Genomic DNA, 12606 nt, shown 5'->3' on the forward strand with positions numbered 1-12606 from the left:
CCCACGGGCCGCTGCTCCTTTCTCGCTCAGGACCCGTGTGTACTTTTCGTTGCTATGGCGACCAAAAGGACTCACGGGCCTTGACCTGCCGAAACTGTCGGCCGGTCGGAACGCTATTGCGAGTTGATGACGCCTCGGACGGCCACGCCGAGGGCGGTGTTGTTGCTGATCGCCTTGAGCTGCTCGCGTTCGGAGTTGGTGAGCGGCAGTGCCTGGGCCAAGCCGGTGGAGTGCACCAACGCGGCGAGCAGGGTGAGGCGCCCGTCCGGCTGGAGTTCTCCACGGGCGAAGGCTCGAAGCTCGCCCAGCACTGCGTTCCAGATGGCCGGGTCAGGGTAGTAACGCTTGCGCGGTATGACACCGAGCGCGCGCTTGCGCACGCATCGCAGGTAGTCCCGCTGCGCGAGAGAACTCCGGTGCATGGCCAGTGCCGATGTGCTCGGCGAACCAACCGGGGACCGGTCACGGATGTACTTGTAAGCGGGCACGGGCTTGTTCCTGGAGCCGGCGTACTGGCGCAGCAGCCCGATCCCACCGTCGAGCCACGCGATGCCGGTAGGAGTCACGTCGAGGAGCCGGATCTTCACCCCGACGAATTCGACCCGACGCCAAAGGGCCAAGTCTCCGAGTTCGGCGGCGCCCGAGTAGTCGGCTGCGAGCACACGCCCGCCGGTGGGCTTGTGCGCCAACAGCACGAACTGTTCGGCAAGGGAAAGATCCATGCCCACCATGGTGATCCGTCCGAGCCCCGAAAGCACCCGGCCCCCCGGCGACGGCCAACACAGCTCTACGGATCCCCCCACAAGCACCGTTCCTCCTGGTCACAGCCCCGAGGCCATCGGGGACGCGCTGGCCGGTGGGAGCGTTCACGTGTCTGGAGGTGTTGGTGGGCGGAGCTCCGTGCCAGGCTGGTTGTTGATCTATCGGCTTGGGGGATGCGTGCGCGAGAAGGCGGACGGGGTCGGCAACGAGGTCGCGGCACCGGTGCACGGCCCGGTGGTGCAAGCGGGCGCGATCCAGGGCGACGTGCATTTCCACGCCGCGAAGGATCCGGTGGTCCCGCGGCAACTTCCCGGTGCGACACGACATTTCGTGAACCGCGCAGTCGAGCAGGACATGCTGACCACTCTGCTGGCCGGCGCGCGGAGCGACGGTGCGGTACTGCTGTCGACCATCGATGGCACGGCCGGGGTGGGCAAATCGACGCTGGCGGTGCACTGGGCGCACCGGGTGCGGGAACGCTTCCCGGACGGCGAACTGTACGTCAACCTGCGCGGATTCGATCCGATCGCGGAACCCATGACGCCGAACGAAGCCCTGGGCTTCTTCCTCGCCGCTCTCGACGTCGCGCCGGAACGCATCCCGCCGAGCGACGACGCCCGGGCAGCGATGTTCCGAAGCCTCGTGCATGACAAGCGAATGCTCGTGCTCTTCGACAACGCACGCACCGCCGAGCAGGTGCGCGCCTTGCTACCGGGCACGCCTACCTGCTTGGTCGTGGTGACGAGCCGAAACCGCCTCGATGACCTGGTAATCCGCGAAGGTGCCACTCGCATGACTCTCACCGTGCTGACCGAACAGGAGTCCCACGAGCTGCTGGGCCGCTACCTGGGCCAGGACCGGCTGACCGCCGAACCGGAAGCCGTGGCGGAAATCGTGTCGCACTGCGCCGGACTCCCACTGGCGTTGGGCGTGGTCGCGGTCCGAGCAGCGGAGTTCTCGGACTTCCCTTTGGACGAGCTGGTCGAAGAGCTCCGCGACGAACGGGAACGCCTGGACGCCCTGGACACAGGCGGCGAAACCGGCGTCCGCGCGTCTCCTGGTCCTACCACTCGCTCTCCGCGGAAGCGGCCAGGCTCTTCCGCCTGATGGGCGTCCCGACCGGCCCGGACATCGGCCTGGATGCCTTGACGGCTCTCGCTGACCGCACCAAGCGAGATCTCCGGCGCCCCTTGGCGGAGCTGCTGCGGGCCAACCTGGTCGAACAACCCGAGCGCAGCCGCTACCGGTTCCACGACCTGCTCAGGTCCTACGCCGCCGAATGCGCAGCGGTCGACGAGCCGACCGACACCCGCCACGCCGCCATTCGCCCCCTGCTCGATTTCTACCTCCGAACAAGCGCGGCGGCGGATCACCAGATGACCCAACACGCGCGACACTTCACCGCCGAATTGCCGGCGTCCGACATCAAGGGACGCGCCTTTGACGACGATGAAGGCGCGATGGCCTGGTGGGAGGCCGAACGCCACAACCTCAGGGCCGCGATCAAGCAGGCTGCGGCCATGGGTCTGTGGGCGACGATTTCGCGCGAAACCGGCGTTCCGCGTGAGGGCGGGGCGACGATTTCGCGCGAAATCATCACCTGCCGGCCTCCCTGCTGAGCTCGCGGAAGTTGCCTATTCTTTGGTCGACGAGATGAAGGCCGCCCACTTCTTCGCAGCGAATACGAGCGTGCCGCCGTCGCGATCCTTCGTATCTCGCACCGCGACCGCATCTTCAGACATCGCGGCCTCGACGCAGTGGTGCGCGTTCGATGAGTAGCTGGACTTGAACCAGGAGTCGGCGTCGAACGCCGACACTCCCACGTTGATCACTTGATCGAGATCACGAAGTTCGTCCACTGCCGGTGGTCGAAGACGAGGGTGCCGCCGTGCGGGTCCTTGCTGTCGCGGACACCGACGACCGGTGCGGCTAGGGCGACTTCGACGCAGCCCTGGGAGCTTGTCGAGTAGCTGGACTTGAACCAGTTGGCGGTGGCTAAGTTCTTCGCTAAATCCGACACCCGCTCATGTTATCTGGTGCAACGCCTTGTGAATGAGCTGCTTGGAGCCGTCTCGATCCGCTGCGCGGCTCAGTGCTTCCGAGAACGCGACGCTGTACTGGTGGATCTTCAGCTCGCTCTCGACGAGGTTCAGCGAGGTCACGGTCTCGTGCCAGCCCAAGCGCACGAGCCGGGTGCTCGGGAAGGTAAGCAGGTGGAAGGTTGAGCTACCCAGCGCGCAGTACGCGCCGGCACTGAACGGGATGATCCTGACGTCGAGCGTTCCGGAGTGCTCGTCCATCATCGTGAGCAGTTGTTGCAGCTGTTCGGCCAGGACTTCGGGTCCGCCGACCTGCTGGTGAAGAGCGCCTTCGGCCATGAGGATCGTCGCGTTGAGCGGATCTGGCGCACTCAAGCGTTCCTGCCTGCGGATGCGGGCTTCGATGCGGCGCTCGACCTCGGACTTGCGCAGGTTCGCGCTGTCGCCGCTGTGCACGGCGCGGGAGTAGTTCTCGGTCTGGAGCAAGCCCGAGATCATCGCGCCTTCGTAGGTGTGAACCTCCTGCGCGCCGTGCTCGTATCCGAAGAATCTGATGAGCTCCGGTGAGAAAAGCCCGCTGTAACGCGACCACCAACCGCTCCCGTCCGATGCTCGGCGCAGTGCGAGGAGTTCTTCGCGTTCGTCGTCGCGCACGCCGTAGTTGGTGAGCAGCTTGTCGAGCTTGTCCTCGGCGATCCGGCGTCGGCCGTGCTCGACGTTGCTCAGGTAGTTCTGCGTGATGCCAATGGATTTCGCGGCATCGGTCGAGCTCAGATCGATCAGCTCGCGTGCTTCTCGGAGTCGGATGCCGAGCTCCCACGCTGCGACGGGTGGCGAAGAAGGCGCCATCTGATTCCCCAAGGTCGTGTGTGAATCGGGAAGTGGTTCAGGTTTAGCACACTGAACGAGACCCGATCAGGTAATACCTCCAGAAAGCTTTCTGGGATACTTTTTGATCTAGACGGCGGCTGGGCCGGTTCCCCTTCCCCCGACCCCGCTGGCCCGCCGCCGTCTTTCCCCTCACCTCTGGAGGTGTTCTTGGTGTTTTTCCTGGAGCCTCAGCGGCCCGTTGCCTACTGGCGGCCTTTCGAGGGTGCTCGGCATGGTTTGGAGCCGGATGAACCGCCGGTGCCCGGGCAGGTGCGTTCGACCCTTTGCGGCCGAACCATCGGCATCGTCCGGCCTACCGAGGTGGAGTGGCTGGCTCCCACCTGCGAAAACTGCTGGTCTGAAGCCAAAGCGCGGCGCGACGCCGCCAGCTGATCCACGTCGGACATCGGAACGCGGTTGCTGAACAAGGAGGCTGGACATGGACGTGGTGCTCGGATTCTTCAATTCGCCGCTCGGCGCGCCGACTGCGATCGGGCTGCTGGCCGCCGCCGCGGCGCTCGTTGCGGCTTTCCCATTGCGCGGCGGAAATGGGCAGCATGCCGGCGCGGGGCTCGGCTCGGTGAGCGTCTGGCAGATACGAGACACCATGCAGGCGGCGGCTACGCGACAACCGGAAGTGCGCGAGCGGACCGCCTTCGAGGACATGGTCGCGGAGCACTGCCGGGCATATCTGGCTGAACGTCGCCGGACGCTAGCCGCCGAAACCCCTCCCTACGTCGGCAAACACCGACTCGCCACCGAGGATCTCGTCGACGAGATCGATCCTCCGATCACCGCAACCCTCGCGACCACTGCCTTCCGCCCGCACTGAGAACGACGGTGTGGGTTGCGCCACCGGGATGTTGATGTCCAGTGCGCTCGAAGTTCTAGCGTTGGGCGGACTTCGAATGGAGGGCGTTGATGAACGAGCCAGTCGAGTTGCGCGGCGCCGGGTGGGATTCGCGGCTGGTCGCGAGCACCGGTAGCGATGCGATGCCGTTCGCGCCGGCGGTCGTCGCCAGCGGGCGGACCGTCTGGCTCTCCGGTGCGACGGCATTTCCGCTGTTGCCAGGCGATCCCGACCACTCGCGCGGCGACATCGCCGAGCAGACCCGTGCCTGCCTGGAGAACCTGCGGAAGGTGCTGGAAACCGCGGGCGGCGCGATCACCGACATCGTCAAGGTGACCATCTTCAACACCGACATGGATCAGCAGGCCGCCGTCAACGAGGTCTACCGCGACTTCTTCGGCGCACACCGCCCCGCGCGCAGCCACATCGGCGTGCAGCGCCTCGCCGACGCCGGGCTCAAGATCGAGATCGAGGCGGTCGCCGTCATCGGCTGACGATGCAGAACTGCCACCCCGGCATGGCTTGCCGGGGTGGCAGTTTCGACGAGAACGGGCGCCGTTCGGTGCACCAGGGGGCCGTGCACCGTGTTCCGGTCTCGCCGAAGGATGTGGGGATCAGAAGTCGGTCCGGCCTTCGTTGACCGTGCCGTCCGGGTACATGATCAGGAAGTGGGTGAACTGCCGCGCGCCCTCGACGGTCTTCGCGTCGTCCACGATGATCCGTACATTGTGGATGGTCTCCGGCGGGGCTCCGCCGCCGGTGATGTACGCGTCGCCGCTGCCCTCCGCGCCGTTTTCGCCCCACTTGGTCCAGGTGACGTTCTTGAACTGCACGTCCGAGGCGCCGCCGCTGGCGGAGTCCGGCAGGATCAGCTCCTTCGGCCAGGTCACCAGCTTCTTCGTCGTGCCGTCCGGCGTGTAGCTGCTGATCGGGATGTCCTGCTCGGAAACGGACGTCGAGCCGTTGCCGGTTTCCTTGCCTTCGCCCGAGTTCTCGCCCGAGTTCTCGCCGGTGTCCTTACCGGTGTCCTTACCGGTCTCGGTGCTCTCGGACGCGGTGCTGCCGCCGGAGCTCTGCGTCGCCTTGCTGTCCCCGGCGATCGATCCCTCGGCGGTCGTCGCGACGTTCGGCGGGTGTGGGGCCTGCAGCGCCGACCCCGTGCCGGCGGCGCAACCGCCGGCAAAAAGGGCGGCGCCAACCGCCAGTGCCGCAATGAGAACTCGCCCCGACTTGTGGAACATCGTGCAACCCTTCCCGCGCTTCCGGTGAATGTCCTTGTGACGCCCGGCGCGAGGGCGGGGTTGATCGAGGACCGCGAAAAGATCGGCAGGACCCCGAAACTTGCTCCGATCAGACTATTCGAATGATCCGATGGGGTGCTGAAGATCCCAAATTAGGGCAAAACGGGAGGGCTCGACGCGCGCAGGGCGGGAACGGCGTTCAGGCCAGGCCGGATTCGTGGGCCAGCTCGTGGAGCATCGAGTCGAAGAGGCGGTCGGCGTGCGTGAGGTCGAACGGGAAGCGGCCGAAGACCTCCAGGGCCACGTGCCCGTACAGGCGGACCCACCAGCGCAGCAGGACGTACACCGCGTCCGGGCTCAGGGCTTCCGGCGGGACCTCGATGCCCTCGGTGGACAACGCCGCCGCCAAGGCGTCCCGCTGCGCCGACATGTCCGGCAACTCGAACGGCAGCCCCGCCGCGGAATCGATCTTCACGGCGCCTTCGGCCAGGAACGGGCCGACGATGCCCAGGAAGACGCCGGCGAACTGGTCCTGCCTGCGGCTGCCCTCCTCGCCCCGCGGCGTGGCGAAGACCAGCGCGAACTCCTCGGGATGCGCCATCGCCCAGGCCCGGAACCCCCGGCAGACCGCGAAGATCTTGTCCAGGAATCCCCCGGCCGCCGGTTCCAGCGCCGCGTGCAGCTCGGTCGCCAGGTCGGCGCAGATGTCGTCGCAGAGCTGGTGCAGCAGGTCTTCGCGGGATTCGCAGTACCGGTACAGGGCCGGCGCCGTGATGCCCAGCTCGCGGGCGATCGCGCGCAGCGTGACCGCGTCGCTCCCGTGCTCGACGAGCAGCGCCCGCGCGTGCTGGCGGATTTCGAGCTCGGTGGCCGCGCGAACCCGCCCGCGTCGAGACACCTCGGTCATGTGCCACTCCCGTGTCGCTGTGGACGACCGTGATTGTCGCCCATCCGGCCCCTCGCCCGGGGGCACGCGGCCGAATCCGCCGCCGCGGACGTGCTCGGGAGGCGGTCCCCAGGGTGAGCATCGTCTCGCTCCGGCCCCGGATGCGGCGGTGTCGCGAATGATTCGGGTGCCCGCGATGTTGCAGCTCGTGGGCAACGCCGCGAGACCGGCCTCGGATCCGCGCGGCGACCAGCACGCATGACTGGAGGAGAAGAGATGACCGCCGTCGTCGAGGAAGTCGTCGTCTACACCCGGCCCGGCTGCCCGTTCTGCACCGCGCTGCGCGCCGGGCTGCGGCGCCAGGGCTTGGCCTTCACCGAGGTGGACATCTGGGAGGACCCGAATGCGGCGGCGGTGGTCCGCTCCATCGCCGATGGCAACGAGACGGTGCCGACCGTGGTCGTGGGCGAGTGGCAGGCGGTCAACCCCTCGGCGAGCGAGGTGGTCTCCGCGGTCGCCGAGCAGGCGCCGCACCTGCTGCCGGAGCAGCAGCCCGGCAAGGTGGACGGTGCGCTGAAGGCCCTCGGCCTGCGCAAGGCCCGGGACTGAGCGCACCCGACGGGCTTTTCACTGGGGGCCGACCGCACGGGGGGCGTTGCGGCCGGCCCTCAGCAGGTTGTGATCGTCGGTGGCGCGATACCGACGAGCAACAACCCGTTCAGTCTGACGCTCGACTGCTCCGAAAAGATCCATGTACGACTGGAATTTAGCTCGAACGGTGGATCCCCGAACGGGATCGAACTGTGGTCGGCCAGGCATGAGACGAACGGCCCGTTCTCCTCTGCTTCCGAGGTGAACGGGCCGTTCGCGGGTCTGGCGGCGGTGTCTTGGTGGCATGAACGCGGAATCACTCCGAAGACGGGGCAGCCCCGGTCTGAACGACCGGGGACTGCGCGGGGTGGGCCTGGCTGGTGTCGACGGGCTCGCCCGGGATGGGAACCGGCTTGGCGGGCAGTTCGTTCGTCGGCGGCGGGAGTCTGTCGGAGGCCGTCCCCGACGCGTCGCTCCTGCCGGTGCCGGATTCGGAGAGCTGGCTGGCGAAGAGGTTCACGATCGCGGCCAGGGGCTCGGAGAACCAGTCGAGGCGTGGTTTCGTTTCGGTGATCTGAGTGCTCAATGCCATGCCCACAGCCTCCTGTTCCGGGGGTTGCGGTCGGATCCGTACGGCTACTCAGTTGTTACTCATCGGTAATGGATTCAATGCGACATTCGGGGGACGTAAGAACCACTGTCGCCACGGGGCGTGTTCACGCTGGCCACGACGTTCGGGCCGAACGGTGTACTCGTGCCTACGATCGCCCCAAAGCCCGAACGAGAAGGGTATGGTCTAGACCATGTCGCGTTTGACTGGTGTCGGAGTCAGCTCCGGCCGCGCCTCGGGGCCGGTCGCCCGGGTCGCCGATCCCCTGCCCGAACCGTCCGCCACCCCCGCGCCCACCGACCCGGCCGCCGACGCGGCCCGCATCCGGCCCGCCGCCGAGGCCGTCGCGGAGCGGCTGTTCGAGCGCGCCACCCGGGTCGAGGGCGACGCCAAGGCCGTGCTGGAGACGACCGCCGCGATGGCGCTCGACCCGGCGCTGACCTCGCAAGCCGAACAACTCGTCACCGGCCGCTCGATGCCCGCGCCGCGCGCGGTGTTCGAGGCGGCCAACGGCTTCGCCGAGGCGCTGAGCGCGGCCGGCGGCTACATGGCCGAACGCGCCCGCGACGTGCAGGACGTCCGGGACCGGATCATCGCCGAGCTGCACGGCGTGACGCCGCCCGGCGTGCCCGAGCTGGCGCGGCCCAGCGTGCTGCTGGCCCGCGACCTCGCCCCCGCCGACACCGCCGACCTCGACCCGAGCCTGGTGCTCGCGCTGGTCACCGAGGAGGGCGGCCCGACCAGCCACACCGCGATCCTGGCGCGAGCGCTGGGAATCCCGGCGGTGGTGGCGGTCCGCGGCGTGCTCGGGGTGCCCGGCGTGGCCGGCGCGATCGTGGACGGCGACAGCGGCGAGGTCGAGACCTCCGAGGAAGCGGTGCCCGTGCAGGTCGCGGAGCGCGCCGCGGCCAAGGAGTGGAACGGCGTCGGCGAGACCGCGGACGGCAAGCCGGTCAAGGTCATCGCCAACGTCGGATCGGGCGCCGACGCGCGCGCCGCCGTCGCGGCCGGGGCGCAGGGAGTCGGCCTGTTCCGCACCGAGTTCTGCTACCTCGGCGCGAGCGAGGAACCGGCCGTCGAGACGCAGCGGTCCGCGTACCACGAGGTCATCGCGCCGTTCGCGGGCAAGCCGGTCATCGTCCGCACGCTCGACGCCGGCGCGGACAAGCCGCTGGCGTTCCTCGACATGGGCGTGGAGCCGAACCCGGCGCTCGGCGTGCGCGGGCTGCGGGTCGCCTTCGACCGGCCCGACGTGCTGGAACGGCAGCTGGAGGCGATCGCCGCGGCCACGGCCGACTCCGGCGCCGAGGTGTCCGTGATGGCCCCGATGGTCGCGACCGCCGACGAGGCCGCCTGGTTCGCCGCCCGGGTGCGGGCTGCGGGCCTGGCGCGGGCCGGCGTGATGATCGAGATCCCGGCGGCGGCGTTGAGCGCGGCGGAGATCCTCGGCGCGGTCGACTTCGTCAGCATCGGCACCAACGACCTCGCGCAGTACGTCTTCGCCGCCGACCGGCAGGCGGGCGCGCTCGCCGAGCTCAACGACCCCTGGCAGCCGGCGCTGCTGCGGCTGATCGCGATGATCGGCCGGGCCGGGCGGGAGCTCGACAAGCCCGTCGGCGTGTGCGGCGAGGCCGCCTCCGACCCGCTGCTGGCCGGGGTGTTCGCGGGCCTCGGCGTGACCAGCCTGTCGATGGCCGCGGCGGCGGTCCCGGCGGTCGGCGCCGCGCTCGCCGAGCACTCGATCGCGACCTTCGAGCAGGCGGCGGAAGCGGCCCTCGCGGCGGCGACCCCGGCCCGCGCCAGGGAAGCGGTCCGGGCGGTCCTCGCCTGAGGCCCAGCCGCTGAGACCGGCCTGGACCCAAGTGCCTGCGGGGCCGCAACCCGCCAAATGCGCCGCGAACGGCCTGTTCACCTCGGTGGACGAGGTGAACAGGCCGTTCGCTCGGTCTGGCCGTGGGGTGCCAGGGGTTTGCCGGGCAGTTGGCCCGCCGCGGGTTCACGTCACCGCATGCCGGGTGTCCCGCGCGCAGCGGGAACGTCCGCCTCGCCGGGGTCAGGCCTGGGATCGGGCGAGGACCGGGCGAACCAGGTCGCGCAGGTTCGGCGACGGCTCGATGCCCAGCTCCCGGTCCAGCAGGCGCTCGTAGCGCTGGTAGTGGCGCACCGCCTGCGCCGGATTCGCCTGCTGCAGCAGCACCTTGACCACCGCGCAGTGCGCCGTCTCCCGGAACGGCTCCACCTGGGTCGCCGCCTGCGCGATCTCCAGCGCCGCCCCCAGGTGCCGCGACTGCACCAGCCGCTCCGCGGCCACCTCCAGCGCGTGCACCTGCAGCTGCTGCAGGCTCTCGCGCTCGGTCAGCACCCAGTCGTCGTACCAGCCCGGCAGCAGCGGCGCGTGCCTCGCCAGGTCGCGGCCGATCTCCGCGCAGTCCGCGGGCGACTCCGCCGAATCCTGGCGCACCAGGTAGCGCCCCGCCGCGACCAGCCCGTCGACGTCCAGCGTCACCAGCGGCGCGAGCTGGAGCTCGTGCGAGGTGCTGATCACCGCGCCCTTCGCCCGCTGGCGCACCCGCCACAGGGTCGTTCGGAGATTCGCCAGCGCGCTCTGCTCGTCGCTCTCCGGCCACAGGATGCCGGCGAGGTAGTCACGCTGGGTGCGCCCGCGCAGCGCGAGGAAGGCGAGCAGGCGTTGCCCGTTGCTGGACATCGCCACGCCCTCGCCGGCAGCCTGCAGATCCCAGCCGCCGAGCAGCGACAGCCGGAACGGTTGGTCGGGCTGCGCAGGAGTGCGCGCCCGCACGCGTGTCATGGGACGCACTGTTCCACCGGTCATAGTTCCCCCCTCGACAGGCCTGAAACGGGCACTCCGCGGGGAAGCCACTGCCCTCCCCCGGAAGTTCCCGAGCACCGGCGTGGACGCCGGAACCAGGGCCCACATTCGTGCCTATCGGGGCCACTCCACTCGGCTGTTACCGCACTACGGACCGTGACCAGGGGTCCTCATCACACACGTGTGGGGCTCCCACACCCCCCGGTGGGAGCCCCATGGAGGAGCACTTCAGGCGCGCACGCTGCGGTGGCGCCCGCTGGTGCTCCGTTGCTTGCGGCGGCGCGCGATGAGCCGGGAGATCCGCCGGTAGCTGCGCACCGCGAAGGCGCCCGCGCCGAGCCACGGCAGCAGCAGGATGATCATCGAGACGATCGCCAGGACCGGGGCCCAGAACTGCCCCTGCCCGACACCGGTCACCAGCATCGTCCAGTAGTCGTGGCCCCGGCTGAACGCCCTGGACAGGTAGACCGGGAGCCGCCAGAGCAGCATGCCCAGCGCGAACACCAGCGTGGGCACCACGACCAGGACCCAGGCGGTGACCATGATCCGCACCCGCGGCCGCAGCCCGGAGTGCGTGCCGGGCACGTTGCCGCTCCGCCCGATGAGGCGCAGCAGGAACGGGCGGATCTGGGAGAACAGGTTCGGCACCCCGACCAGGTCGCCGAGGATGTAGTAGCCGTCCATGCGCAGCAGCGGCAGCAGCTGCTGCAGGATCTGGATGTGGCTCAGCGCGATGAAGACCAGCAGCGGCGCGAAGCCGGTCAGGCCGTAGATCCCGGCCATCGCCAGGATGAACACCGCGTTGAAGTAGATGCCGCCCAGGTCGGTGCGCAGCCGGCCCCGCCGGTCCAGGCGGTAGGCATCGGTGACGTTCGTGTAGAAGCACGGGATGATCAGCATGACGCCGACGCCGATCGCGCCCGGCTTGGCGCCGCCGTAGTGGCACCCGGCGGCATGCCCCAGCTCGTGGAACAGCGTGCTGCTCACCATCAGGGCGAGCAGCAGGAGCACCTGCGACGGTTCACCGACGGACTGCTGGAACGCCAGGTCGACGTAGCCGGAGCCGACCAGCCACGCGTCGAACGCGATCAGCCCCAACAGCACGAGCACAACGATGACGGGCGTGTACAGCGGCGCCAGGACGGCGGCCGCCGCCCGCACCACCCGGGGCGGCGCGAGCACGCCGTGCATCGCCAGCGACAGCAGCGGATCCGCCTTCGGCGGCTCGGCCAGCGGCTCGGACAGGGTGGCGATGCCGAGCGGGTGCAGCTTCTCGTTGATGAGGAACTCCGCGTTGGCGGCGGACAGTTCCCGGCCGGTCGCCTGCGACGCCAGCGACGCCACTTCGGCCAGGTTCCGGGTGCCGTCGATCGCGGTCGCGATCCGGTACAGCAGCGGCGACACCAGCACCATCTGGCCGTCGCCGCGGGAGATCAGGTAACGCGGTTCGTCGAAGCCGCCACCCTCGTACTCCCCGCACAGCGACACTCCGTCGGCCAGCCGCGCGACCGCCTGCTCGTCGGTCTCCGCCGCGCGGTCGGTCTGGGTGACTTCTGACATGGCTTCCTCCTGCGAACCCGTTCACGTGCGGGTGGGCTGCACTGGTTTGGCGGTGGTGGGCAGCGCGCGAGCCTGGCCGGGAGCGAACGCTTTCGCTCCCGGCCAGACTGGGCCATCAGACCTGGTTGATGACCTGGGCGGCCGTGGCCTGCGACCCGAAGAGGGCCACCGCGGTGTTGACCGCGACGACGGTGTTGACGTCGGGGAACAGGTTGCAGCCGCAGCCGCCCAGGGCCTCGCGCTGCGGGAGCAGTTCCGCGGACTGGTCATGAAGATCGAGAGTGTCCATGTTCCATCTCCTCGTTTTGGTGGCCGGCCGCCCACCACGCGCAGCAGCGGTGGGCGGCCGGAGGTGTTAACGGCAGGT

Annotated in this window: 17 protein-coding genes; 7 read left to right on the forward strand and 10 right to left on the reverse strand. The window is 69.1% G+C overall.

What is annotated here, in order from left to right; all coding sequences use genetic code 11:
* Nucleotides 1–113 precede the first annotated feature (113 nt).
* Nucleotides 114–722: a GPP34 family phosphoprotein gene (locus AB0H93_RS06495; RefSeq protein WP_358568297.1), complete on the reverse strand. Its 609-nt coding sequence runs from the start codon at nucleotides 720–722 to the stop codon at nucleotides 114–116.
* A gap of 217 nt (nucleotides 723–939) precedes the next feature.
* Here AB0H93_RS06495 and AB0H93_RS06500 point away from each other — a divergent pair, with 217 nt between their 5' ends.
* Both AB0H93_RS06500 and AB0H93_RS06505 read left to right on the forward strand, forming a co-directional pair.
* The gene (locus tag AB0H93_RS06500; RefSeq protein ID WP_358568300.1) at nucleotides 940–1869 is read left to right on the forward strand and encodes an NB-ARC domain-containing protein; all 930 of its coding nucleotides are present in this window, start codon (nucleotides 940–942) and stop codon (nucleotides 1867–1869) included.
* A complete protein-coding gene (locus AB0H93_RS06505) occupies nucleotides 1869–2381 on the forward strand; it encodes a hypothetical protein (protein WP_358568303.1) in 513 nt (170 codons plus the stop codon). Before AB0H93_RS06500 ends, AB0H93_RS06505 begins: the two co-directional genes overlap by 1 nt.
* Nucleotides 2382–2396: 15 nt before the next feature.
* Here the strand turns inward: AB0H93_RS06505 and AB0H93_RS06510 are convergent, their stop codons facing one another.
* From AB0H93_RS06510 to AB0H93_RS06520, 3 genes are read right to left on the reverse strand one after another with little or no spacing between them, the layout of a single operon-like run.
* Nucleotides 2397–2594: a DUF397 domain-containing protein gene (locus AB0H93_RS06510; protein ID WP_358568306.1), complete on the reverse strand. Its 198-nt coding sequence runs from the start codon at nucleotides 2592–2594 to the stop codon at nucleotides 2397–2399.
* Complete coding sequence (locus AB0H93_RS06515) at nucleotides 2591–2782, reverse strand: DUF397 domain-containing protein (RefSeq protein ID WP_358568308.1); 192 nt, start codon at nucleotides 2780–2782, stop codon at nucleotides 2591–2593. The genes AB0H93_RS06510 and AB0H93_RS06515 overlap by 4 nt, the downstream gene beginning before the upstream one ends.
* A gap of 4 nt (nucleotides 2783–2786) precedes the next feature.
* On the reverse strand, nucleotides 2787–3650 hold the full coding sequence (locus AB0H93_RS06520) for a helix-turn-helix transcriptional regulator (RefSeq protein WP_358568311.1): 864 nt from the start codon (nucleotides 3648–3650) through the stop codon (nucleotides 2787–2789).
* A gap of 192 nt (nucleotides 3651–3842) precedes the next feature.
* On the opposite strand from AB0H93_RS06520, the gene AB0H93_RS06525 reads away from it, so the two are divergent.
* The 3 genes from AB0H93_RS06525 to AB0H93_RS06535 all read left to right on the forward strand — a co-directional run bounded on the left by AB0H93_RS06525 (nucleotide 3843) and on the right by AB0H93_RS06535 (nucleotide 5015).
* Complete coding sequence (locus AB0H93_RS06525) at nucleotides 3843–4064, forward strand: zinc finger protein (protein WP_358568314.1); 222 nt, start codon at nucleotides 3843–3845, stop codon at nucleotides 4062–4064.
* A gap of 46 nt (nucleotides 4065–4110) precedes the next feature.
* Complete coding sequence (locus AB0H93_RS06530) at nucleotides 4111–4503, forward strand: hypothetical protein (RefSeq protein WP_358568317.1); 393 nt, start codon at nucleotides 4111–4113, stop codon at nucleotides 4501–4503.
* Between the two features lie 89 nt (nucleotides 4504–4592).
* A complete protein-coding gene (locus AB0H93_RS06535) occupies nucleotides 4593–5015 on the forward strand; it encodes a RidA family protein (RefSeq protein WP_358568320.1) in 423 nt (140 codons plus the stop codon).
* A 120-nt stretch (nucleotides 5016–5135) separates the two neighbouring features.
* Here AB0H93_RS06535 and AB0H93_RS06540 read toward each other — a convergent pair whose 3' ends face one another.
* Complete coding sequence (locus AB0H93_RS06540) at nucleotides 5136–5762, reverse strand: hypothetical protein (protein ID WP_358568323.1); 627 nt, start codon at nucleotides 5760–5762, stop codon at nucleotides 5136–5138.
* A gap of 199 nt (nucleotides 5763–5961) precedes the next feature.
* Nucleotides 5962–6669: a TetR/AcrR family transcriptional regulator gene (locus AB0H93_RS06545; protein WP_358568326.1), complete on the reverse strand. Its 708-nt coding sequence runs from the start codon at nucleotides 6667–6669 to the stop codon at nucleotides 5962–5964.
* A 255-nt stretch (nucleotides 6670–6924) separates the two neighbouring features.
* On the opposite strand from AB0H93_RS06545, the gene AB0H93_RS06550 reads away from it, so the two are divergent.
* Nucleotides 6925–7257 carry a glutaredoxin domain-containing protein gene (locus AB0H93_RS06550; protein WP_358568329.1) on the forward strand — a complete coding sequence of 111 codons (333 nt, stop codon included), beginning with the start codon at nucleotides 6925–6927 and terminating at the stop codon, nucleotides 7255–7257.
* 298 nt (nucleotides 7258–7555) lie between these two features.
* Here AB0H93_RS06550 and AB0H93_RS06555 read toward each other — a convergent pair whose 3' ends face one another.
* Nucleotides 7556–7831, reverse strand: coding sequence for a hypothetical protein (locus tag AB0H93_RS06555; RefSeq protein ID WP_358568332.1), 276 nt, complete (start codon nucleotides 7829–7831; stop codon nucleotides 7556–7558).
* Nucleotides 7832–8042: 211 nt separating this feature from the next.
* Between AB0H93_RS06555 and ptsP the strand changes: the two genes are divergently transcribed.
* The gene (ptsP, locus tag AB0H93_RS06560) at nucleotides 8043–9680 is read left to right on the forward strand and encodes a phosphoenolpyruvate--protein phosphotransferase (RefSeq protein WP_358568335.1); all 1638 of its coding nucleotides are present in this window, start codon (nucleotides 8043–8045) and stop codon (nucleotides 9678–9680) included.
* 222 nt (nucleotides 9681–9902) lie between these two features.
* On the opposite strand, the gene AB0H93_RS06565 is transcribed toward ptsP, so the two are convergent.
* The 3 genes from AB0H93_RS06565 to AB0H93_RS06575 form a co-directional block, all read right to left on the reverse strand.
* A complete protein-coding gene (locus AB0H93_RS06565) occupies nucleotides 9903–10658 on the reverse strand; it encodes a BTAD domain-containing putative transcriptional regulator (protein ID WP_358568338.1) in 756 nt (251 codons plus the stop codon).
* A 249-nt stretch (nucleotides 10659–10907) separates the two neighbouring features.
* Nucleotides 10908–12239, reverse strand: a complete 1332-nt coding sequence (locus tag AB0H93_RS06570) for a hypothetical protein (RefSeq protein WP_358568341.1) — start codon at nucleotides 12237–12239, stop codon at nucleotides 10908–10910.
* A gap of 115 nt (nucleotides 12240–12354) precedes the next feature.
* Nucleotides 12355–12528 (reverse strand): hypothetical protein, encoded by a 174-nt coding sequence (locus tag AB0H93_RS06575; RefSeq protein WP_165967928.1) that lies wholly within the window; start codon nucleotides 12526–12528, stop codon nucleotides 12355–12357.
* Nucleotides 12529–12606: the final 78 nt, after the last annotated feature.

The sequence above is a fragment of the Saccharopolyspora sp. NPDC050642 genome, from assembly GCF_040654735.1.
GTDB lineage: Bacteria > Actinomycetota > Actinomycetes > Mycobacteriales > Pseudonocardiaceae > Saccharopolyspora > Saccharopolyspora elongata.